General features: G+C 36.2%; 17 protein-coding genes. 4 read left to right on the top strand and 13 right to left on the bottom strand.

Annotation, left to right across the window (positions count from 1 at the left end; all coding sequences use genetic code 11):
- Nucleotides 1-10 precede the first annotated feature (10 nt).
- Entirely contained in the window at nucleotides 11-928 is a 918-nt protein-coding gene (bla, locus tag C794_RS15020; protein ID WP_017797979.1) for a class A beta-lactamase, read from the bottom strand.
- A gap of 160 nt (nucleotides 929-1,088) precedes the next feature.
- Between bla and C794_RS15025 the strand changes: the two genes are divergently transcribed.
- Together C794_RS15025 and blaI are read left to right on the top strand one after the other, a co-directional pair.
- Nucleotides 1,089-2,873, top strand: coding sequence for a BlaR1 family beta-lactam sensor/signal transducer (locus tag C794_RS15025; RefSeq protein ID WP_017797980.1), 1,785 nt, complete (start codon nucleotides 1,089-1,091; stop codon nucleotides 2,871-2,873).
- Nucleotides 2,874-2,893: 20 nt separating this feature from the next.
- The gene (gene blaI, locus C794_RS15030; RefSeq protein WP_017797981.1) at nucleotides 2,894-3,280 is read left to right on the top strand and encodes a penicillinase repressor BlaI; all 387 of its coding nucleotides are present in this window, start codon (nucleotides 2,894-2,896) and stop codon (nucleotides 3,278-3,280) included.
- Nucleotides 3,281-3,375: 95 nt separating this feature from the next.
- Here the strand turns inward: blaI and C794_RS21375 are convergent, their stop codons facing one another.
- Together C794_RS21375 and C794_RS21380 are read right to left on the bottom strand one after the other, a co-directional pair.
- Nucleotides 3,376-3,777 carry a M20/M25/M40 family metallo-hydrolase gene (locus C794_RS21375; RefSeq protein WP_051042465.1) on the bottom strand — a complete coding sequence of 134 codons (402 nt, stop codon included), beginning with the start codon at nucleotides 3,775-3,777 and terminating at the stop codon, nucleotides 3,376-3,378.
- Nucleotides 3,770-4,237, bottom strand: coding sequence for an amidohydrolase (locus C794_RS21380; protein WP_051042468.1), 468 nt, complete (start codon nucleotides 4,235-4,237; stop codon nucleotides 3,770-3,772). Before C794_RS21380 ends, C794_RS21375 begins: the two co-directional genes overlap by 8 nt.
- Before the next feature lie 506 nt (nucleotides 4,238-4,743).
- Here C794_RS21380 and C794_RS15040 point away from each other — a divergent pair.
- Nucleotides 4,744-5,412 carry an N-acetylmannosamine-6-phosphate 2-epimerase gene (locus C794_RS15040; RefSeq protein WP_017797982.1) on the top strand — a complete coding sequence of 223 codons (669 nt, stop codon included), beginning with the start codon at nucleotides 4,744-4,746 and terminating at the stop codon, nucleotides 5,410-5,412.
- A 215-nt stretch (nucleotides 5,413-5,627) separates the two neighbouring features.
- Here the strand turns inward: C794_RS15040 and C794_RS15045 are convergent, their stop codons facing one another.
- Entirely contained in the window at nucleotides 5,628-7,142 is a 1,515-nt protein-coding gene (locus tag C794_RS15045) for a CoA-acylating methylmalonate-semialdehyde dehydrogenase (protein ID WP_017797983.1), read from the bottom strand.
- A 32-nt stretch (nucleotides 7,143-7,174) separates the two neighbouring features.
- The gene (locus C794_RS15050) at nucleotides 7,175-8,542 is read right to left on the bottom strand and encodes an aspartate aminotransferase family protein (protein ID WP_017797984.1); all 1,368 of its coding nucleotides are present in this window, start codon (nucleotides 8,540-8,542) and stop codon (nucleotides 7,175-7,177) included.
- A 251-nt stretch (nucleotides 8,543-8,793) separates the two neighbouring features.
- Here C794_RS15050 and C794_RS15055 point away from each other — a divergent pair, with 251 nt between their 5' ends.
- Nucleotides 8,794-10,449, top strand: coding sequence for a PucR family transcriptional regulator (locus C794_RS15055; protein WP_017797985.1), 1,656 nt, complete (start codon nucleotides 8,794-8,796; stop codon nucleotides 10,447-10,449).
- 154 nt (nucleotides 10,450-10,603) lie between these two features.
- Here C794_RS15055 and C794_RS15060 read toward each other — a convergent pair whose 3' ends face one another.
- The 8 genes from C794_RS15060 to araA form a co-directional block, all read right to left on the bottom strand.
- Nucleotides 10,604-11,839, bottom strand: a complete 1,236-nt coding sequence (locus C794_RS15060; RefSeq protein WP_017797986.1) for a Zn-dependent hydrolase — start codon at nucleotides 11,837-11,839, stop codon at nucleotides 10,604-10,606.
- Between the two features lie 18 nt (nucleotides 11,840-11,857).
- Nucleotides 11,858-12,079 (bottom strand): hypothetical protein, encoded by a 222-nt coding sequence (locus C794_RS15065; RefSeq protein WP_017797987.1) that lies wholly within the window; start codon nucleotides 12,077-12,079, stop codon nucleotides 11,858-11,860.
- A 31-nt stretch (nucleotides 12,080-12,110) separates the two neighbouring features.
- The gene (locus tag C794_RS15070; RefSeq protein ID WP_017797988.1) at nucleotides 12,111-13,589 is read right to left on the bottom strand and encodes an NCS1 family transporter; all 1,479 of its coding nucleotides are present in this window, start codon (nucleotides 13,587-13,589) and stop codon (nucleotides 12,111-12,113) included.
- A 130-nt stretch (nucleotides 13,590-13,719) separates the two neighbouring features.
- Nucleotides 13,720-15,132: a dihydropyrimidinase gene (gene hydA, locus C794_RS15075; protein WP_017797989.1), complete on the bottom strand. Its 1,413-nt coding sequence runs from the start codon at nucleotides 15,130-15,132 to the stop codon at nucleotides 13,720-13,722.
- Nucleotides 15,133-15,160: 28 nt separating this feature from the next.
- Entirely contained in the window at nucleotides 15,161-16,432 is a 1,272-nt protein-coding gene (preA, locus tag C794_RS15080) for an NAD-dependent dihydropyrimidine dehydrogenase subunit PreA (RefSeq protein ID WP_017797990.1), read from the bottom strand.
- A 17-nt stretch (nucleotides 16,433-16,449) separates the two neighbouring features.
- Nucleotides 16,450-17,766 carry an NAD(P)-dependent oxidoreductase gene (locus C794_RS15085; protein ID WP_051042535.1) on the bottom strand — a complete coding sequence of 439 codons (1,317 nt, stop codon included), beginning with the start codon at nucleotides 17,764-17,766 and terminating at the stop codon, nucleotides 16,450-16,452.
- A gap of 839 nt (nucleotides 17,767-18,605) precedes the next feature.
- Nucleotides 18,606-19,997 carry a sugar porter family MFS transporter gene (locus tag C794_RS15090; protein ID WP_017797992.1) on the bottom strand — a complete coding sequence of 464 codons (1,392 nt, stop codon included), beginning with the start codon at nucleotides 19,995-19,997 and terminating at the stop codon, nucleotides 18,606-18,608.
- 207 nt (nucleotides 19,998-20,204) lie between these two features.
- Complete coding sequence (gene araA, locus C794_RS15095; protein WP_017797993.1) at nucleotides 20,205-21,629, bottom strand: L-arabinose isomerase; 1,425 nt, start codon at nucleotides 21,627-21,629, stop codon at nucleotides 20,205-20,207.
- Between the last annotated feature and the right edge of the window lie 6 nt (nucleotides 21,630-21,635).

Below are 21,635 nucleotides of genomic sequence, written 5' to 3' on the forward strand. Positions count from 1 at the left end.
CTAAATCAAGTTAATTACTTAACTCCTTAACCACTACCTTCGTCGCTTTTTCTATTAATTTATCATCATAATCTGCATCTTCTACATCGCGACTAGACATTATTGCAATAACAATTGGTTCTTCGTTATCTTCTGGCCAAATGATACCAATGTCATTTCTCGTTCCATATCCTCCTGCTCCAGTTTTATCTCCAACAGTCCAACCTTCAGGTACACCGGCACGAATTAGCGCATCACCTGTCGTATTGTTGATAAGCATGTTTGTAAGAATTTCTCTTCTATCTGCATCTAGCACATCTTCTAATACATATTGTTGAAGACTGTTTGCCATTGCTTTCGGTGTACTTGTATCACGAATATCACCTGGAGTTGCCTCATTTAATTCTGTTTCATAACGATCTACTTCAATTATTTCATCACCAATATCTCTTAACTTAGTCTCTAATTCATCAGGACCACCTATGGCTTCTAAAAGAAGGTTTGCAGCAGTATTATCACTATAACGAATCGCTGCATCGGAAATTTCTAGAAGAGTCATGCCTTCATCCACATGTTTCTCCGTAATTGGTGAATACGTAACCAAATCTTCTTCGGTATATCTAATCACTTCTTGCAATTCTGGATCTGACTTTGTTTGCAAAATGGCCCCAACAGCCAAAGGTTTAAATGTTGAAGCATACGCAAACCGATCATTTTCTTGATAATTAATTTCTTTATTTGACCCTGTATCGATGGCATACACACCTAACTTTACATCAAATTCGTCTTCCAATTTTTTAAAGGCCTCACTTCCTTTATCAGTTTTCTCTTCAACTACTTTTGGATTTTCTTCTTTACTTTCTGCTTCTTTCGAACACGCCATCAATACTGCTCCTACTAACATTAATAGTAGTAGTAGTACGCTACTTCTTTTTAAAATACTCATCATCGAGTTCCCTCCTTGAAAGTTTTAGATTACATCCGTAATCTTATATTACATATGTAATCTTAATAGGTCAACAATAATTTATAATTATTGAATACTACATATTAGAGTGCTACACTCTAAATATTACAAATGTAATAATAATCGAAACGGAGACGAGAAAATGTTTATAGACTTCCTAGTAATTGGATTTATCATTTCAACTGTCACAATTACAATTATTTTGTTCACTAGAAAACTATTTTATAGACAGATGTCCTCTAAGTGGAGATATAACATATGGTTTTTACTACTCGTCGCACTAGCAATTCCTTTTCTGCCAAGTCAACTTTTACATACAATTCAATTGTCAATTCCTTTTGAGAATAATCTACCTTCTTCTTGGAGTAGAGCTAATTTAGATCATAATGAAACAACTTCTGCTATGAACTCAAACTGGATGCAAGATTTCAGCGTATCGGTAAATCAGTCTAGTCCTGATTTCGTAAATATTTCACTAATGCTAATATGGATATGTGGAACTTTTATTTTTACTATTTTCGCTATTCAAGCATGGCTTAAATTAAGAAAAATAAAAATATCTATTGATAAAATAAAAAATAAAGATGTAACTGCAACATTTGAAAGCTGTAAAAAACAACTACACATCTCAAAAGATATTACATTAGGAACATCTTCATCTGTTCAATCACCCGTAACTTTTGGTTTCACTCATACCTATGTCGTATTACCAAGTCACATAGACAATCAGATGTCAAAAGAAGATTTACAACATATCTTCTTACATGAATTACATCATGTTAAATATAAGGATATTCACACTAATTACTTGATGATGTTTTATCAAATTATTTATTGGTTCAACCCTTTGGTATGGATAGCACTTAAAAAGATGCGCTTAGATCGTGAAATAGCTTGTGATACCTCTGTTTTAAATATGCTTGACGACTATGAACAAAATATAAAATACGGCAGAGCCATGATTAACTTCATCGATTTCACAGCAAAAAAACGTTATAACCATTTAACCAATGAATTCAATGGTTCAAAGAAACAGGTAAAACAACGATTGGAAGAAATTATGGCTTTTCAAAAAGAATCGAAACTGTTGAAATTAAAAAGTATGATTATCTTTATTGTAGTCGGTTTATTGATTACTAGTCTTATTCCATTCGTTTCCGTATTAGCTCATGACAGCAACCAATATGAAAATTTCACAGCAAAAAAAGTAATGTATGAAGATTTAAGCTCTTATTTTAACGAGAGTGATGGGAGCTTTGTGTTATATGATTTACGAGAAGATGAATTTTTAATTTACAATAAGGAAAAGAGTACAATGCGGGTTTCACCAGCATCTACCTATAAAATCTATAGTGCATTAATCGCATTAGAGGAAGGTATTATAACAAGTGAAGATAATACAATTGAGTGGAATGGTGTAGAACAAAACTATGAACAATGGAATCAGGATCAAACACTGACATCTGCGTTAACCTATTCTGTTAATTGGTATTTCCAAACACTTGATAAGGCATCTGGGCTAAATACAATTAAGGATTACTTAACATATATGAACTACGGTAATGAAGATATATCTGGCGGTATTGACGACCACTGGCTAGTGTCTTCATTAAAAATATCTCCTGTAGAGCAAGTGGAGTTACTCCAATCTTTTTATAATAATGCATTTGATTTTCAAGAAGAACATATTCAATCTGTGAAAGATGCTTTAAAAGTGGAAGAGACAGAGGCCGTAACGTTATATGGAAAAACTGGTACTGGAAATATAAACGGAAAAGATATCAATGGATGGTTTATCGGTTTTGTAGAAACCCATAATAAGACATATTTTTTTGCTACAAACGTTCAGGATATAGCAAATGCAACTGGTAGCAGAGCAACAGAGATTACATTATCCATCCTTAGAGATAAGCAAATATACTATTAGGAAATTGAAGGAGAATTTATATGAGTAAAGATGTCCCTAATATTTCAGAAGCGGAATGGGAAGTAATGAATGTCTTGTGGGAATCATCACCAAAAACAGCGAATGAAGTAATCTATTCCTTACAAAAGAAAACTGAATGGAAAGCAAAAACAGTTCGAACTTTACTAGATCGTCTTGTTAAGAAAAATGTAATTGGAGTCAATAAGAATCAACGAATCTATACGTTTTATCCACTTTATTCTCAAGACGAATGTCAAAAAGCAGAAGCAAAATCATTTATCCAACGTATTTATGGAGGAACTGTCAAATCAATGCTTGTTCAGTTTATGGAAGATGACAATTTATCAGAGAATGAGATTAAAGAGCTAAGAGAAATTCTAAATGATAAACCAAATAAAAGGAAATAAAAATACTTTACTGCCATTATCATGGCAGATTAGAGTGAAAAACTACCGAAAAAAAGCTGAGACTCTATTAGAATCTCAGCTCTTAGTTTCCAAATCTATAACTCTACTACCTTCTCACTCTTACTATGTTCTTGCATATACGTTAATGTAGCTCTTCCTAACACTTTTGCCGCAATAAGTAATCCTCTTTCATCAATATCGAATTTAGGATGATGATGTGGATAAGACTCTTCTCTTCCTTTTATCTCAGCTCCCGTAAAGAAAAATGTTCCTTTCACCTGTTGAAGGTAATAAGAAAAATCTTCACCACCCATAACTTGAGGTGATTCTTGCACCACTTCTACTCCAGGGATGTCTTTTGCTAGTTCTGCGACAAATAGCGTTTCTTTTTCATGATTGTCAAGGGTTGGGTACCCTCTACGATAATGTAGGATACCTTTAGCACCAGACAACTCACAGGTCGCAGAAACTACTCTTTTCATTTCTGCTTCAATCAAGTCTCGAACACCCTTCAATCATGGATTTTGCTCCACCAGGAATAACCTCTTCTGCATGCTGATGAATAAAAACAACGGTACCCTTTAATTCTTCTTTTATCCCATTCAATGCTTTTGCAAGCCCTAAAAGTGTGGCCGTATGTGCATCATGCCCACATGCATGCATAACTCCATCATTTTTAGATTGAAAAGACAATCCTGTTTCTTCTTTAATCGGTAATGCATCAAAGTCAGCTCGCATTGCAACTGTCGGCCCTGGCTTACCTCCTTCTAAATAAGCAACAACTCCATTTCCACCAACATTTGTACGAACTCGATGACCTAACTTCTCATGATATTCTGCAATATACCTTGGAGTATGTACTTCTCGAAATGAAAGCTCCGGATATTGATGCAGATATCGTCGTAGTTGCACGATTTCTTCATAAAGGGAATCTAGGGATTGATAAAGTTTTTCCATATTAACTACCTCTCTCTATTTACTGTTTTATAAAAAAATCAGAAAAATTAATATATATTATTTAAATATTAGAATCCTGAATCTACTTTGTCAATGATTCAACATAATATTATTTTGTTAACACCATGACAAAGAGAATTAACTAAAGATAAAATTACGTGTAGAATAGCTTAAGAATTATGAAGAAGATGCGTACATTCTTTAAAATGAGGAATATATGATTTATCCTGATTATCATACTAGTAGATCTCAAGAGGACGATATCTCAAAATAAAACAATTCATAACATGTGTGATCACTCTAATCCCTTTCCATGAGCTATTTCAGTGTATTATAATAAATATGAAATCGTGGAATAATTAAATTGTTTCAATCTACATTTGCGTCCACACTAGAGCTGTATGTAGCTACTTGGTTTATTCATAATATATCTAATTATTGCCGATTATTACACATAGATGTATAAGGGACAGCTTTACTATTTTTTTTAAAAGGATGATAAAAATATGCTAGATCAAATTAAAAATAGCTTGATTGTATCTTGTCAGGCATTATCTGAAGAACCATTGCATAGTTCCTTTATTATGTCAAAAATGGCACTTGCTGCAAAACAAGGTGGTGCAAAAGGAATTAGAGCTAACTCAAAAGAAGATATTATGGAAATAAAAAAAGAGGTTAATCTTCCAGTAATAGGTATTGTTAAAAGAGATTATAATGACAGTGAAGTTTTTATAACTGCTACTTATAAAGAAATTAATGAGCTATTGGAAAGTAACTGTGAAATGATTGCTATAGACGCTACTACAAGAAATCGTCCAAATAATATCAAACTCAAAGATTTAGTAGATTATACAAAACAATTAAATAGCAATGTTGAACTAATGGCAGATGTAGCGACTATAGAAGAAGCAAAGAATGCAGAAAAACTAGGCTTTGACTGTATCTCTACCACTCTATATGGTTATACAAAAGATACTTCTGATTTTAAATTGTATGATAATGATTTTAGTTTTCTTAAGAACATATTATCAGAAGTAAAAATACCGGTTATTGCAGAAGGAAATATAATAACTCCAGAAATGTTCAAACGATGTATAACACTTGGTGCCTATGCGTGCGTAGTAGGTGGTGCTATAACTAGACCAAAAGAAATAACGAAGCGGTTTATTGGATAATACAGTAAGGTTAGAACGCTAAAAGGTTTTGATCAAAAGACGGTTGATAGCTAAAACAAACGAAAGAATTCTACAGATATTCCTGTGGGAGCTAGCATAGGTGAGTCCCCGATACATAAACATTCGGCGGCTCACCAGCCACCACTGGATAAGTGGAATATATTTCTTAAACAGTCGTCATACTATTATCCCAGTCAACACTCTTATAGAATCAATCAATCTTTCGTACCCGGAAAATCAAATGTCAATTCATCTGATTCTTCTTGATCAAACCATCTTTCTGATATTGTCTTTGTTTTTGTAAAAAATCTTGCCGTATCAGGTCCGAACATTTGACCTTCACCGTACCTGGAAGATTTCCATCCTCCAAAATTATAGTATCCGACAGGAATTGGTATTGGTACGTTAACACCCACCATGCCTACTTCGATTTCTTGTGTAAACTTACGTGCATCCCTACCACTATTGGTGAATATAGTTACTCCATTTCCATACTGATGGTCATTGATTAAACCAATTGCTTCTTCTAGTGTCTCAACATTTACAACTATTCTTGCAGGACCAAATACTTCTTCTATATATACTTTCATATCTGGTTTTACTTGATCTAGAAGTGTTGCTCCCAGATAGAACCCTTCTTTATTCTCTACATCTGGATTTCTACCATCCACAAGCATATTCGCACCTTCCTCGAGAGCCATTTCAATGTCACGTAGAATGCTTTGTTTCGCTTCTTGACTAATAACAGCTCCAAAATCAGCATGTTCATCATCAAATGATCCAGCTTGTAATTTCTCTACTTTTACTTTTAGTTTCTCCTTAAATGTTTCCGCTGTTTGTTCCCCTACTGGCATGACAGTGGAGATAGCCATACAACGTTGTGATGCTGATCCATATGCAGCTCCGATAAAGGAATCAACAGCCTTATCTAAATTTGCATCTGGCATGACAACCATATGATTTTTCCCGCCACCAAATGCATTCACGCGCTTATGGTGTTTTGTACCAGTTTCATAGATAATTTCAGCGACTTTTGAAGAACCGACAAAACTGATTGCTTCGATATCTTGATGTGTGATTATTTCTTGAACCGTATCTTTATCTCCATTAATTACATTCCATACACCTTTTGGCAGTCCAGCCTGTTCCCAGAGTTCAGATAGAAATAAAGCAGAATAAGGTACCTTTTCAGATGGTTTTAAAATCATTGCATTTCCAACGGCTACAGCCATTGTGCTCATCGCAAGCGGTACCATCACAGGGAAATTAAATGGAGAAATACACGTTACTACTCCTAAAGGCTGCTTAATAGAATAAGCGTTAATTTCACCACCCACATTGGCAGAGTGTTCCCCTTTCAATATATGTGGTGCTCCGATAGCAAGGTCAACAGATTCAATCCCTCTTCCTATTTCCCCCTTCGCATCCGAGATTGTTTTGCCATTTTCCAAACCTATTAATCGTGCTAATTCTTCTGTATGTTCTACTATTAAATGTCGAAAGCGATGTAATACTTCTACTCGTTTCCCTATAGAAGTATTGCCCCATTTTTTAGCAGCTTGTTTAGCAAAATGAATTGCTTCATTTACTTCTTCTTTTGTCGCATAAGGAACCTCCGCAATTTTCTTCCCTGTTGATGGACTGTAAACATAACCAACTTGATCACTCTTTCCTTTTACTTTTTGTCCATTAATATAATGATTAATCGTATCTAAGGTTACAGATTCCATTTGATATTACCTCCTACATGATATCTAATTCCTTATGATTGATTCTCTGAGAATACTTTTTGCAGTACAGCAATCATAAACTCTACATCTTCTTCAGAACTAGAAAGTGGTGGGCTCAATGTTAAGATATTATTATATCCAGCCACGGTATCTCCGTTTTTACCAATAATCAGTCCATTGTCTTTACAATCAGAAATAATTTTTGCTAATCTTTCTTTCGATGCAGGTTCTTTTGTTGTTTTATCCTCTACTAACTCGATTCCGACAATCATCCCAATCCCACGTAAATCCCCTACAAAAGGATGGTTCTTCAAATCATCTAATCCTTGTAAAAGTTTGTCTCCTGATTCTGCCGAGCGTTCATATAAATTTTCATGTTCCATAATTTCGATATTCTTTAACGCCAATGCACATGCTGCCGGGTTCCCGCCAAATGTATTTACATGTCGGAAATGACTGGTATCATCTCCATTTTTAAATGTTTCATAAATATCTTTCCGAACGGCAGTAATAGATAACGGTAGATAAGCACTTGTTAACCCCTTAGCCATCGTTACGATGTCTGGTTTTATACCAAAGTGCTGGTGCCCAAACTTTTTCCCTGTTCTTCCAAATCCACAGATTACCTCGTCTATGATGAGAAGCACACCATGTCGATGACAAATTTCTTGGACTTTTTCCACATAAATTGGATGTGGAATAAGGACACCTCCGCCTGTAATGACTGGCTCCATGATTACTGCAGCAATTGTTTCTTTTTGCTCCCAAATAATTGTATTTTCCAGTTCCTCCGCTCGTTGGAGGTTATAATCTTCTTCCGTGATGCTATCTGGTTTACGATAATTATCTGGTGGAGACACATGTAAAAATCCTTGTATAAGCGGTTCATATTTATATTTTCTCATTGATTGCCCTGTAGCTGATAAAGCTCCCATAGAACTTCCGTGATACGCACGATAACGTGAAATAAATTTATGACGATCTACTTCACCGTTTTGCCGGTGATATTGTCGTGCCATTTTAAATGCAACTTCATTTGCATCAGAACCACTATTTGAATAAAAAATCATATAATCATCATCTAGCATCTCATTTACCTTCTCTGCTAATTCTATGGCTGGTTCATGACTCATTGTCATTGGTGCATAAGCTAACTTTTTGATTTGTTCATATGCTGCTAGTGCTAATTCTTCACGACCATATCCAACATTTACACACCAAAGACCCGACATTCCATCTAAATACCGGTTCCCTTGAGCATCAGTTATCCAAGATCCTTTCCCTTCTTCAACAACCATCGGAGGATTTTTCACGTTATAAGGAGAAATATGATGCCAAATTGAATTCCTATCTCTAGACGTAAGATCAGATACATTTGATACTTTCTTAATAGATTTCAATATAACTCATTCCTTTCTTAAAAAAATTCATTTCGAAACTAGAGTGTAGAACGTACATAAGAATGTAACTATTTCGCTAGAAAAAGATACCTCTCTTCTTTTTTACAAAACGTTAAATTCTTAACTTTCTAATTTGACATATTATTTTGTATATTTCATAATTAATTCTATTACGATTTAATTTTGTATTCACTTTACAATGTGTCACATCTTCTAATAAAAACATTAACGATATGAAAGGTGGCCTTTATATGGAAAAGTGGAAAGTAAGAATATCCGATATACTAAAAAGAGAACTGTTTAAACATGCAAAGCCAATTGCTGGAATCAATGGATTGGATCAAGAAATTAAATGGACCCACATATTAGAGGTCGGTGATGTTGAGTCACTGATCAACGGTGGAGAGCTAATTCTAACCACCGGATCGGGCACAAATTTCGACTCTCCTGAGGGGGTTGGTTTTATTGAAAAGTTACGTAGTAAGAGTGTTTCTGGAATCTGTATAGAACTTGGAACCCATGTCCGAAGTATCCATCCTGACATAATCTCATACGGAAATAGCTATGAATTTCCCATCATCATTTTTGAACAGATTGTAAAATTTGTCGATATTACCCAAGATCTCCATACCTTAATCATTAACCAACATCATCAAATGCTTCATCAACTAAATTCATTCTCACAAAAAATTAATGAACTTTCTTTATTACCAAATGGAATCATAAAAATATTACGAGAATTATATCTTCAATTAAACCATCCAGTCGCACTCGTTACTGATGAAATCAAGTCCCACTACTATCCTCCGATGATGAAAGACGATGTTCCGATCCTTCAATCTTTCGAAAAGACGTTAAGCGCAGGCCATTCGTTTGAAACACATGTCTATGACAATCATTATTATTTTCTTTTTCCAATTAAAGGACTTGGTCATACATGGGGATACCTATGGCTAAAAAGTTCCTCCATTGATGTAGATGAGTTCGCCCTTTCAATGATTGATAGAGTCCTACTTGCTATTGCCCAAATTATGCTTCGAAACAGAACCGTGGAAGAACGTAAACAAAATCAAGAAGAAGAAATTGTTCGTTCCCTTTTAAAAGGAAACCATTTTTATTCCTCAAGTAATCAAAAATTCTTACCAGAACCAGCTCAAAACCTAAATTATCGGTTAGTGCTTATCAATCTCCAACATCCAAACCAAGCAAAAGAGGAAGATTGGGAAGAAGTAAAGTTACAACAAACGATGATTATTCGCTCTCTTTTTAAAAGATTTGGCTTCATTCCTGCCATGTCCGTGAGCAGAAATGAAATTGCAGTGATTGCTTCCTTTTATAAGCATATAGAAGCAAAAAAAGATACAGAACGATTTATAAACACCGTAGAAGAAATGAAACAGATACAAGAGAAAAATGTATTTAATGGCGATGCATATACTTTTGGAATTAGTAATTTAAAGCATGATTATAATCACTTATCTACAAGCTACCGTGAAGCCAAAACTGTTACGATTATTCAATCCCTCAACCTTCTCCAAACGTATTTTTTTGAAAAAATTGGTGTGTATCGTATTCTATTAGACAATCCGCAGCAACATTTTTTAGAGGCTTATATCCAAGAATATTTAGGGCCTATTTTAGCTCATGACAAAGATACTAAAAGTGAATTACTGGAGACGGTTTCTACGTATATTAATTGTTTAGGATCTAAAAAAGAGACTGCTGAACAACTATTTATCGTCAGACAGACGCTATATCACCGTCTAGAGAAAATTGAACAACTATTAGGTGAAGATTTCATGGAACCAGTTAATCGTCAAGCCATTGAATTAGCATTAGCTGCCTATAAATTTTTAAAAAAATCGGTTCATCATAAAGCATTAAACTATAATAGCTTATTTATTTAGTTCAATAGCTTAGTCAACATATTTTGAATGCTTTAGAAATTATATTTAATCAGTGGGGGCAATTTGTATACCCTCACTGATTAAAGTAAATGTAATTAAATGAATAAATAAGAATAATATGGCCTTCTAGTTCAACATTTCTTATTTCTTAACCCTAAAAACCAATTAGATCTAACACGGTTTGCAAGACGACATTCACACCTTTTTCACAGTCTTCCCAGTAGGTTAGCTCATCTTCAGCATGACTCTTCCCATTTACACTCGGCACAAAAACCATAGCCGCTGGTAGATAAGTAGCGATAAACTGCGCATCATGTCCTGCACCACTCGGCATTCGTTTATAAGAGTAATTTAGAGATTTACATGATTTTTCGATAGATTCCACTAATTGATCATTGAACCACACCGTATCACGATCCCATAATTTGGTTGTCTTAACTTTACATACTTCATTAGGTACTGAATGAGATAATCCTTGAATAATTTCCTCAACTTCTTTGATTACACTTACTTCTTTATGACGTGATTCTATGCTAAATACAACTTTATTAGGGATTACTGTATGAATATTAGGACTAACATTCACTCTACCAATTGTGTACACGAGTTCTGAATCCAATTTACTCATTTTTTCACGGATTTCATTAATGAGACTATTGGTAGCGAATAGTGCATCTTCTCGCATATTCATCGGTGTCGTACCGGCATGATTCGAATCACCTGTCACTTCAATTTCATAACAACACATTCCTACTACACACTCTACGACCCCTATTTCAAATTTTTCCTTTTCCAGTACTGGGCCTTGCTCGATATGAAGCTCAATTAGTCCAGTAGCCTCATCTAAGCGATTTTCTTTTCCCCCTACAAATCCACTATTCTTCAACGCTTCTCCAAAAGTTATCCCATGTTCATCTGTGGATGCTAGCATTTTTCCTTTATCAAATTTCCCCGATATTACGCCCGATGCCATCATGGATGGTTCAAATCGCGCTCCTTCTTCATTCGTAAAATTCGCTACAATAATCGGAATCTGCGGCTTTATATCATTCTCCATCATTGTCTGTACTACTTCAAGACCAGTTAATACCCCAAGAACACCATCAAACCGGCCACCTTTTTTTACAGAATCAAGATGAGAACCAATAACAACGGGTGGCTTACCATTATCGATACCATCTAATCTCGCATACATATTTCCCATGTCATCCCATTTCACCGTCAATCCTAGGTTTTCACAGAGATTTTTAAAGTGATTTCTCACCTGAATATCTACATCTGAAAGTGCTAATCGTGTAACACCGTTATTCTCCGTTCTACCATAATCTGCAAACTCCTCTATCATTTGTTTTAACCGTTCTCCATTAATTAGTACTTGTTGTTTTTCCATCTTTACACCCTTTTCTAATTAATTTTTCTGTAATTGCTTCTTGATTAAGATTGTCGTCACATACTTTCTACTATTCGCATCTTTAAGTAGTATCGATTGTTTATCCGCAATATCATCTGTCTTCGTAAATTCAACGATATCCCCTTCTAATGTACCTTTGATTAAATGAATCGTATAACCATCATTAATAAACGCATCGATTTTCAATTTTTCATCCATGAATTCCTGATAGGTTGACATATCTTCTTATCCCTCCAACATGAAGTTTTCATTAAACTAGCTTATGAACCGAATTAGAATCTTCCGCTTCATTGTCTTCGATTGTCCAGTCCCTGCCAACAGTAATCCCTAAGTAATCTGCATCACTCGGATTAATTATTTCTGCTTGCGGGTATTTATTAAAATACCAATATTTCGCCAACACATAGTAAGCACCAGCCGCTACAACAAATCCAATAATAAATGAATAGGTCATAAACAATGTAGCAATAACCCCACCAATGCCCCAGGAGATAAACCCAACGACGTTAATACCTTTGGAATACTGATATTGACCATTATTTTTGTAAAGATCTGGGACATTCACTCGGCGTTTTCGTAGCAAATAATAATCAGCAAAGAGAATACCGCTCACAGACGATAAGACCGCCCCGATGATTAACAGCACTTGAGTTAGAACTTCATATACACTCCACGGCTGTATAACACTACCAATTATCCCAACGACAAATACAGAAATAACATTAGAAACTCTTGGACCAAAGACGTTCGAAAACACCGCAGCTGCAGGCAGTATATTCGCAGCTGTATTGGTAGACCATTGAGTTAAAACAATCATAAGTAAAAGCATTGCAAGCATCCATCCTGAAGCGGTCTCTTGTAATGCTGTTACGGGATTCGATGTTCCAGAAACAATAAATGCTGCAGCTCCGATCATAATCATAAATGCCTCTGTTAGAGGAAGGGCAATTAGACTTCCAACGACAGTTGTTTTATTTCGCTTGAACCAATTCCGTTCATATTTAGGAGCTTTAAAGTACCTTGAGATTGTCGGAATGTCACATCCAAGTGTTGCCCAATATCCCATATTCGCAAATATGACAACCATAAATGCAGTTACAGCAGCCCCTCCAGTTACTGGGCTAGACACCCATGCCCATACATTTTCTCCCTGTGCATTAATTTCTCCGGTTAAGTTTTGGTAGATAATCAGAGAGAAAATAACGATAAGTGGTGCTGATATGTCAGCAAAACGCTCTATCCATTTAATCCCCGAAGCGGTATTGATTAATTGAAAAAGTGCAAAAATAATGTAACATAAAAGCCAATTATCGAATCCTGCTACCATTGTATTCATGATGGCATTGATTGCAGTAGCACCAAAATAAGTGTTTATCCCGAACCAAAAAGAAGCAGTAATCGCCCGTGTTAACGAGGGAATATGCGTACCGATGATCCCAAATGGTGCTCTCATATAAACCGGAAAAGCCAATCCGTGTTCTACGCCAATATCACCAATAAGAGATATAAAGCCCCCAATTGCTATACATCCAACTAATGTGGCAAGTACCACCCAGGTAAGTGGAATTTCTTGTATTCCCGCAGCTCCTATATCAAATGTAGCCAAAAGAATGGCCATCCCTACCCACATTGCAAAGAACCCAATTACACCAATGGATTTCTTCTCATGATGAATCGGAAGTAAATCTGGCGACTTTAAATATGAATGCTTTTTTGTTTTTTTCTGCATTAAGAGCACCTCCTCCCATACTTTACTTATTTAAATCATTCTGTTTAATTTTTATTGCAGACCAGTTCAAAAAGAATGCTGCTTCATTGATGAATCAATCAAGCAGCTATAAATTCAATGGTAGTAATTTTTATTTTGTTACTACACTCTCTTTTTGTATTGCTTTATTAAATGTGGAGCGTTTCAAGAAATTACCCATACCTGGCTTTCCTACAAATTGTTTATCTTTAATGACATATTCACCACGAGATAATACAGAGACCGGCTCTCCAGTCACCTTCATTCCCTCTAGCGCATTGTAGTCAACTGCCATATGATGTGTCTCTGCTGAAATATAGCGTTCCGCATCTGGATCAAAAAGAACTATATCAGCATCGCTTCCGGGCGCAATTGTTCCTTTTTGCGGAAATAGACCAAATAACTTAGCAGCCTGTGTAGAGATCATATCCACAAATTGATTTAACGATATACGTCCTTTTTTGACTCCTTCTGAAAAGAGAACACTAAATCGGTCCTCTACAAATGGTCCACCATTTGGTATTTTTGTAAAATCATCTTTCCCTAAATCTTTCTGTCCAATAAAGTCAAAAGAACAGTGATCAGACCCAATCGTTTGTAATTGTCCGCTCTTCAATGCATTCCACAGTACATCCTGATTGGACTTGTCACGTAACGGAGGAGACCAAACGTATTTTGCACCTTCAAAGTTTTCTTTTTCCATATAAGATTGGTCTAGCACAAGATATTGTGGACAGGTCTCCCCAAATACACGGAATCCTTTACTGCGAGCATCAGCAATTTGATCCACTGCTTCTTTACAAGTTACATGCACGACATATAATTGCGCATCAGCAAGCGCTGTTAGTTTCGCTGCACGCCCTGTTGCTTCTCCCTCTAATTCAGGTGGCCGAGTTAACGCATGATAAATCGGATCGGTATTTCCTTGTTTAAGAGCTTCTTTTGTCAAATGCTCAATGACATCTCCATTCTCCGCATGCACCATAACCAGCCCTCCGTTATCTCTAGCAGTTGCTAACGTTTGGAATAGGGTCTCATCATCAGCTTGGAAGACATTTTTATACGCCATAAATACTTTAAATGATGTAACACCCTCTTCTTCTATAACACTCGGTATCTCTTTGAGAACATTTTCACTAGCTTCTACGATTTGCAAGTGAAAACCATAATCAATCACACTACGTTCATTCGATTTTTCATGCCACTTATCTAGTGCACTCTTCAATGTATTTCCTTTTTCTGTTAAACAAAAATCAATAATAGTTGTTGTTCCGCCATGAGCAGCTGCAATAGTTCCCGTTTCAAAATTATCCTTTGTTGTCGTTCCTCCGAATGGCATATCCATATGTGTATGTGGATCAATTCCACCTGGGAAGACATATTGTCCAGTCGCATCAATCACTTCTGCATAAACATCACTTAAATCATTTCCAATTGCTTTTATCTTCCCATCTTCAATTAAAATATCCGCCTGATACGTATCTGCCGCTGTCACAATCGTTCCGTTCTTAATAATTTTCTTCATTGCTAATTCCTCCTTTTTTTAAAAATTTTCAGGAATTTCTTTGAAGCATACTTATTGCTGATTCTCGATCGTTCCATGACATCGGTGGTTCAGTTGAAGTAAGATTAACCATATCGATAGCTCCTTCTACCGGACAAACGATAGAACAGAGATTACAGCCGACACAGTCATCCTCGCGAACTTGTAGATAGTCATTCCCATCTCCATCCTTTAGCATATCGATACATTGATGCGATGTATCTTCACATGCAATATGACACTTATTACAATTAATACAAATATCATTATTAATACGTGCAACAACCTTCGTATTTAAATCCAAATTGCTCCAATCGGTATATTTATTCACGGAAGCACCAACAATCTCACTCAGACTCTCAATTCCTTTCTCATCTAAATAATTCGATAGCCCTTCCGTTAAATCATCTATAATACGAAATCCATGATGCATGGCAGCTGTACAGATTTGTACACCTCCTGCGCCCATCAACATAAACTCCACGGTATCCTGCCAAGTTGAAACCCCGCCTATTCCAGATATCGGAATATTAATCTCTGGATTCCGTGCACTTTCTCCAATCATATTTAAAGCAATTGGTTTTACAGCTGGTCCACAGTATCCACCATGAGCTCCTTTTCCATTTACATTCGGTATCGTATCCCATGTATCCAGGTCGACACCTATTAAACTATTAATCGTATTAATCATACTTATCGCATCGGCTCCACCACGAACGGCAGCTTTGGCTGTCTCTCTGATATCCGTAATATTCGGAGTTAATTTCGTAATGACAGGAACAGTAGCTGCTTCTTTGACAAATCGAGTCGTCATCTCCACTAAATCTGGATGCTGACCAATTGCAGAACCCATCCCACGTTCCGACATACCATGCGGACAACCGAGATTCAATTCAATTCCATCAACGCCAACTTCCTCTACCTTCTTGACAATTTCGTACCATTTCTCTCGTTTTGGTTCTACCATTAAAGAAGCAATAATTACTCGGTCGGGATACATTTGCTTCGTTTCATAAATCTCTTTTAAATTAACTGCCAACGGTCGATCTGAGATAAGTTCGATATTATTGAACCCTGCAACCCTTTGTCCATTAAAGTGTGTAGCTCCAAAACGTGAAGTAACATTTAAAATAGGTTCTCCTAGTGTTTTCCATACAGCCCCACCCCAACCTGCTTCAAACGCACGTTGCACTTGATATCCTGTGTTCGTAGGCGGCGCAGAAGCAAGCCAGTATGGATTCAGCGATTGAATGCCAGCAAAATTGATACTTATATCAGCCATGATTCATCCTCCTTCTGTTATGCACTCTCGATTTTTTCTTGAAAACGTTGATGAATAGCTAGCGCAGTTTCTTTCCCTTGTTGAGCAGCAGATACAACCATTGCTTCGCCTACACCTTTACCAAAGATGACATCTCCTACTGCATACACCTTTGGATTGCTCGTAATAAATGTCTCTGAATCTGCCTTCACCACTCCGCCTTCATGTTCTAAACCGAAACTCTCAATCATCTGAACATGTCTGTTTTGTCCAATTCCTTTTACAATAAGGTCGACATCCATTAGAAATTCTGATCCAGGAATCTCAACAGGCCTTGCTCGTCCATCTTCACCGGCATCTTGTAACTCCATTCGAATGCATTCTAGTTGCCTAACGTGACCATCACTATCTCCAATCAACCGTTTTGGAGTCGTCAACCACCGAAATTCCACACCTTCCTGTTTTGCAAAATCATATTCAAAATCATACGCAGTCATTTCCGCTTCTGTACGACGATATAAAATCTTCACATTATCTGCTCCAAGTCGTATGGATGTCGTTGCCCCATCAATCGCGGTATTTCCAGCTCCAATCACTGCAACTCGTTGATTAACAAATTCTTCTTCATATATTCCATGTTTTGTTCGTTCCACTAGATCAATGGCATCATAAATACCATCAAGTTCTTCACCTTCAACCTCCAGCTTCGGCACTTCTGCCATACCAATAGCAAGTACAATGGAATCATAATTTTCAATTAAATCCTCAGCAAGGATATCTTTACCGATTTCTATATTCGTCCGAATCTGTACACCTAAGTTTTTCACTTGTTCCACTTCCCATAGAGAAATCTCTTTTGGCAAACGGAACGGAACAATCCCAAATGTATCCAATCCTCCAGCTTCACTTCGCTTTTCGAAGATAGTGACTTCATAACCTAAACGAGCTAAATCTCGCGCTGCGGAAAGTCCAGCTGGCCCACTTCCTACAATAGCAATACGCTTCCCATTCTTTTTACCTGATTTGAATAACTCTGCCTCGTTTTTAATTGCCCAGTCCGTAGCAAAACGTTGCAAATCACCAATTGGAATTGGGTTTGTTGAATGATTTAATACACAAGCTCCTTCACAGAGTTCCTCTGTAGGACAAACACGTGCACAACTAGCACCTACTGGATTCGATTCCATAATCGTGGTAGCTGATCCCTTCATATTTCCTGAGGCAATCTTCTTAATAAACGTCGGAATATCAATGTCTGTTGGACAAGCAGTAATACAAGGTGCGTCATAACAATAAAGACATCGATTCGCTTCATCTAAAGCTTCTTGCTGATTAAAACTCGGTTTTGCTTCCATAAAGTTTTCTTGTGTAGAATTAACATTATTAAGATGCTTTAATAAATTACTCAATGATAAACCTCCTTCATTAAGGTAAACACAGTAATGTGAGAAAAAGTGACATTTGCATTCAACATAGAATACAACTACCAAAAGTCTTTTATTCATTATTAAGGAAGTGAAATACTAGAAATGATATTGACTGAGTGCAACGAAGAGGAACTAATGAGTTATATAGTTTAGAAAATTCTAACTATAGTATTCTATTATAAAATGGATGCCATTGACTAACATTGGACAAAAAGTTAAACCTTTACCTCATTTATTATCCATAATGTAAACATAATATGTTAGTTTTTCTGACATAAAATGCGCAATTTGAGGTGTAAACCGAATAAGATAAAAAAGAAGCGTTCTACCCAGCCATTTGGATTGAACGCTTCTTTCATTTATAGTTGATACCACTACTTCAATTAAAACTTAAGAACTTTAAAAATATACAAACTGTCTCCTTTTATCCAAAAAAATGGCCGGTATGCACCCGACCGTTTTTTATAATCTGATTCTATTTCATAAATGCTAGGTTTAATTTAAAATGCGAACATTTTGTAATATTTATATATTAATGTTCGGATTATAACAATATGCTGGCTTTGATTGAGATGAAAGACGGAGACTCCTGCAGGAACAGCACGAGCTAAAGGACCACTTGAAAAGTGTTCTTCTTTTCAAGTTAGCTGAAGCCGTGCCTGCGAAAAAGCGTCCGTCAATGGAAATCAAACAGCGCAACATTCGGATTTTTCACCAAATATATTAATTATGAAATTGATTCACCTCTATAAAAAATTCAACATTAATTAAACTGTTTTCTTTTGAAGGTGTTTACTTTCCCCTATCTCTTCAATTTCCTCCAGTGAACGACCACGAGTTTCAGGGACACATAATCGAACAAATAGTACACCTAACAGACAAATCGCACCAAAGATTGCGAATACTGCTTCTTGTGCCATTGAAGCAACCATAATTGGGAATAATAATCCAACCAGGAAAGAGCCAATCCAATTAAACGATGAAGCTAACCCTGACGAACGTCCACGAATAATTAGTGGGAAGATCTCTCCTACTATCACCCATGTTAAAGGAGCCCATGTGAATGAATAAAAAGCAACATAAATACTTAAAAATACAACTATCATCATTGGACTTGCATTTGGAATTACAAGATTTAATATCGCTGGTAAAATAAACGATAATCCCATAACAGTTCCACCAAGTGTTAATAACGTACGTCGATTAAACTTGTCAGCAATCAGTAAAAATAGTAGTGAACCTAGAACTAGAATTACCCCTTGAATAATCGGCCACATGAGAGCTGAACTTGCTTCATTTCCCGTTGCATTCTCTACAATGAGTGGGATGTAATAGAAAATAGCATTTGCACCTTGGAATTGTTGAAAAGCAGCAACACCTAAACCAGCAATTACTAGATAACGATATTTACCACTTAACAGTGTACCCCAAGATGTTTTTTGACTTGCTTTTTCTTCCCATTTAGAAGATTCTTGGATTTTAGAAATTTCGCTTTCAATTTTTTCTTTAGGACGAATATAACTTAATACTTTACGCGCTTCATTAATTTTATTATTTTTGATTAGAAAACGAGGTGATTCTGGTAATCTTAATACCCCGAAAAATAGAATCAACGCTGGTACCGCTGCCAAACTAAGCATTAATCGCCAAGCCATTGTTTCCGGCAAATCTTTTAATACAAACGCAACAATATACGACAGCAACATTCCTGAAACAATCATCGTTTGATTAATTCCTGATAGACGTCCACGTAGACGCGCAGGCGCCATCTCAGACATATATGCTGGTACTAAAGCTGAAGCAGCTCCAACAGCAAGTCCTAATATAATGCGTGAAACAATCATGAATAAAATACCATTATGAGGGGATATCCCTGCCATTATCGAACCTAACGCAAATATAATAGAAGCTATTAAAATCATTTTACGTCTTCCTATACGGTCAGATATTTGACCAGACAGTGCACCCCCAAATATAGCACCTAGCATTAACGAAGACGTAATCCACCCTATTGCAGTAGGATCGTTTTGAAGATTCCAATCGCTTTGTAGAAAAGGTAAAGCCCCTGTCATAACACCAATATCATAACCAAAGAGAATACCACCAAAAGCCCCAAAAAAATAAATGAACTTACTTGATATTTTCTTTTCTTGAATCATTAACATTCACTCCTATAATGCTTAAACTCAGAAGTCCCACTAATAAAACGCTAACAAAATTAAAGATAATCTATTTTCGATATATTAAACGCTTTCATATTTTCTATAAATATGGGTTTTCTGTCTACTATCTAAGCTGCATTTATTTTTTTATTTAAATTACTATATTCACCCAAGGAAGGGTTACTTCCCTGGATGTTTTTTATATTACTTAATAATTATATAATCCAAACCTACAAGTTTAGCGTAAGACACAATTTGATCTGTAGTTAAATTCAATGACACAACTGTATGATGACCTCCACCATTTTCTATCCATGCCTTCACCCCATCTTGGAAATTTGGTTTTACTTCCCAAAGTACACGAGCTACTGGCAGGTTTGGAGCAGAAGTAGTTGGCTCAAACGCTGTAACTTCATTAATAAGAAGTTTAAAATGCGTACCAAAGTCAGCCATTGAGACAACGATACCGTCTCCAGCTTTTCCATCAAATACTAGTCTGGCAGGATCTTCGCGATCACCAATATCTAAAGGAAAAACAGTAATCTTCGGTTTACTGGATGCTAAGGTTGGATCTACCTCAAGCATATGTGATTGAAGGATAGCCTCTTTACCCTCAGCTAACTCATACGTGTAATCCTCCATAAATCCAGTAGATTGATTATGACTCATTACTTTTAATAAACGATCAAGAGCTGCCGTTTTCCAGTCGCCTTCACCAGCAAATCCATAACCTTGTCCCATTAATCGTTGAACTGCAAGCCCAGGAAGTTGCTTCATCCCATACAAGTCTTCAAAGTTAGATGTGAAGGCATTGTAACCACCGTCATCAAGAAAACGTTTAATGGCAATTTCGTAACTTGCTTGGACTCTGACACTTGCCTCCCAAGCTTCTTTACTGTAATTTCCATAATCAAACTCGTAACAATCTTTGTACTCTGCAAATAATGCATCAATTTCTTCTTCTTTTACAGCATTGACATATTGAACTAAATCACCAATTGCAAAGTAGTCTACTGTCCAACCAAATTGAATTTGTGCTTCAATTTTATCTCCATCCGTAACCGCAACGTTACGCATATTATCACCGAATCGAGCAACTTTAATATTGAAACTTTCATTATATGCTGCTGCAACATCCATCCATTCTGCAATTTGGCGTTGCACTTCAGATTTACCCCAATAACCGACTACAATTTTATTTTGTTTATTTAATCTTGCATTGATAAATCCATACTCACGATCTCCGTGTGCTGATTGATTTAAATTCATGAAATCCATATCAATGGTATCCCATGGTATACTTTCATTAAACTGTGTCGCTAAATGGAGTAAAGGCTTTTGTAATAGTTTTGTTCCACGAATCCACATTTTTGCAGGTGAGAATGTGTGCATCCATGTAATGACACCCGCAACCTCATCTCGATAGTTCACTTCTTTCATCACATTGGTAATTTGATCAGCGTTAATAGCTAAATCTTTTAAAATAATCGGATATGGCAAAGCACCACTTTTATTTAACGCATCTGTAATTGTTTGTGCTTGCGCTTTCACTTCTAGTAAAGCTTCCTCTCCGTATAATTGTTGAGAGCCAACTATAAACCAAAATTCTTTATCTTTTATCGTTAACATATTCAT

Origin of the sequence: Oceanobacillus kimchii X50, from assembly GCF_000340475.1 — a bacterium.
Taxonomy (GTDB): domain Bacteria; phylum Bacillota; class Bacilli; order Bacillales; family Amphibacillaceae; genus Oceanobacillus; species Oceanobacillus kimchii.

Excerpts from the sequence above, each read along its gene's own strand:
- bla (WP_017797979.1), bottom strand. The coding sequence starts at position 928 with ATGATGAGTATTTTAAAAAGAAGTAGCGTACTACTACTACTATTAATG.
- C794_RS15025 (WP_017797980.1), top strand. The coding sequence starts at position 1,089 with ATGTTTATAGACTTCCTAGTAATTGGATTTATCATTTCAACTGTCACA.
- blaI (WP_017797981.1), top strand. The coding sequence starts at position 2,894 with ATGAGTAAAGATGTCCCTAATATTTCAGAAGCGGAATGGGAAGTAATG.
- C794_RS21380 (WP_051042468.1), bottom strand. The coding sequence starts at position 4,237 with ATGGAAAAACTTTATCAATCCCTAGATTCCCTTTATGAAGAAATCGTG.
- C794_RS15040 (WP_017797982.1), top strand. The coding sequence starts at position 4,744 with ATGCTAGATCAAATTAAAAATAGCTTGATTGTATCTTGTCAGGCATTA.
- C794_RS15045 (WP_017797983.1), bottom strand. The coding sequence starts at position 7,142 with ATGGAATCTGTAACCTTAGATACGATTAATCATTATATTAATGGACAA.
- C794_RS15055 (WP_017797985.1), top strand. The coding sequence starts at position 8,794 with ATGGAAAAGTGGAAAGTAAGAATATCCGATATACTAAAAAGAGAACTG.
- C794_RS15060 (WP_017797986.1), bottom strand. The coding sequence starts at position 11,839 with ATGGAAAAACAACAAGTACTAATTAATGGAGAACGGTTAAAACAAATG.
- C794_RS15065 (WP_017797987.1), bottom strand. The coding sequence starts at position 12,079 with ATGTCAACCTATCAGGAATTCATGGATGAAAAATTGAAAATCGATGCG.
- C794_RS15070 (WP_017797988.1), bottom strand. The coding sequence starts at position 13,589 with ATGCAGAAAAAAACAAAAAAGCATTCATATTTAAAGTCGCCAGATTTA.
- hydA (WP_017797989.1), bottom strand. The coding sequence starts at position 15,132 with ATGAAGAAAATTATTAAGAACGGAACGATTGTGACAGCGGCAGATACG.
- preA (WP_017797990.1), bottom strand. The coding sequence starts at position 16,432 with ATGGCTGATATAAGTATCAATTTTGCTGGCATTCAATCGCTGAATCCA.
- C794_RS15085 (WP_051042535.1), bottom strand. The coding sequence starts at position 17,766 with ATGGAAGCAAAACCGAGTTTTAATCAGCAAGAAGCTTTAGATGAAGCG.
- C794_RS15090 (WP_017797992.1), bottom strand. The coding sequence starts at position 19,997 with ATGATTCAAGAAAAGAAAATATCAAGTAAGTTCATTTATTTTTTTGGG.
- araA (WP_017797993.1), bottom strand. The coding sequence starts at position 21,629 with ATGTTAACGATAAAAGATAAAGAATTTTGGTTTATAGTTGGCTCTCAA.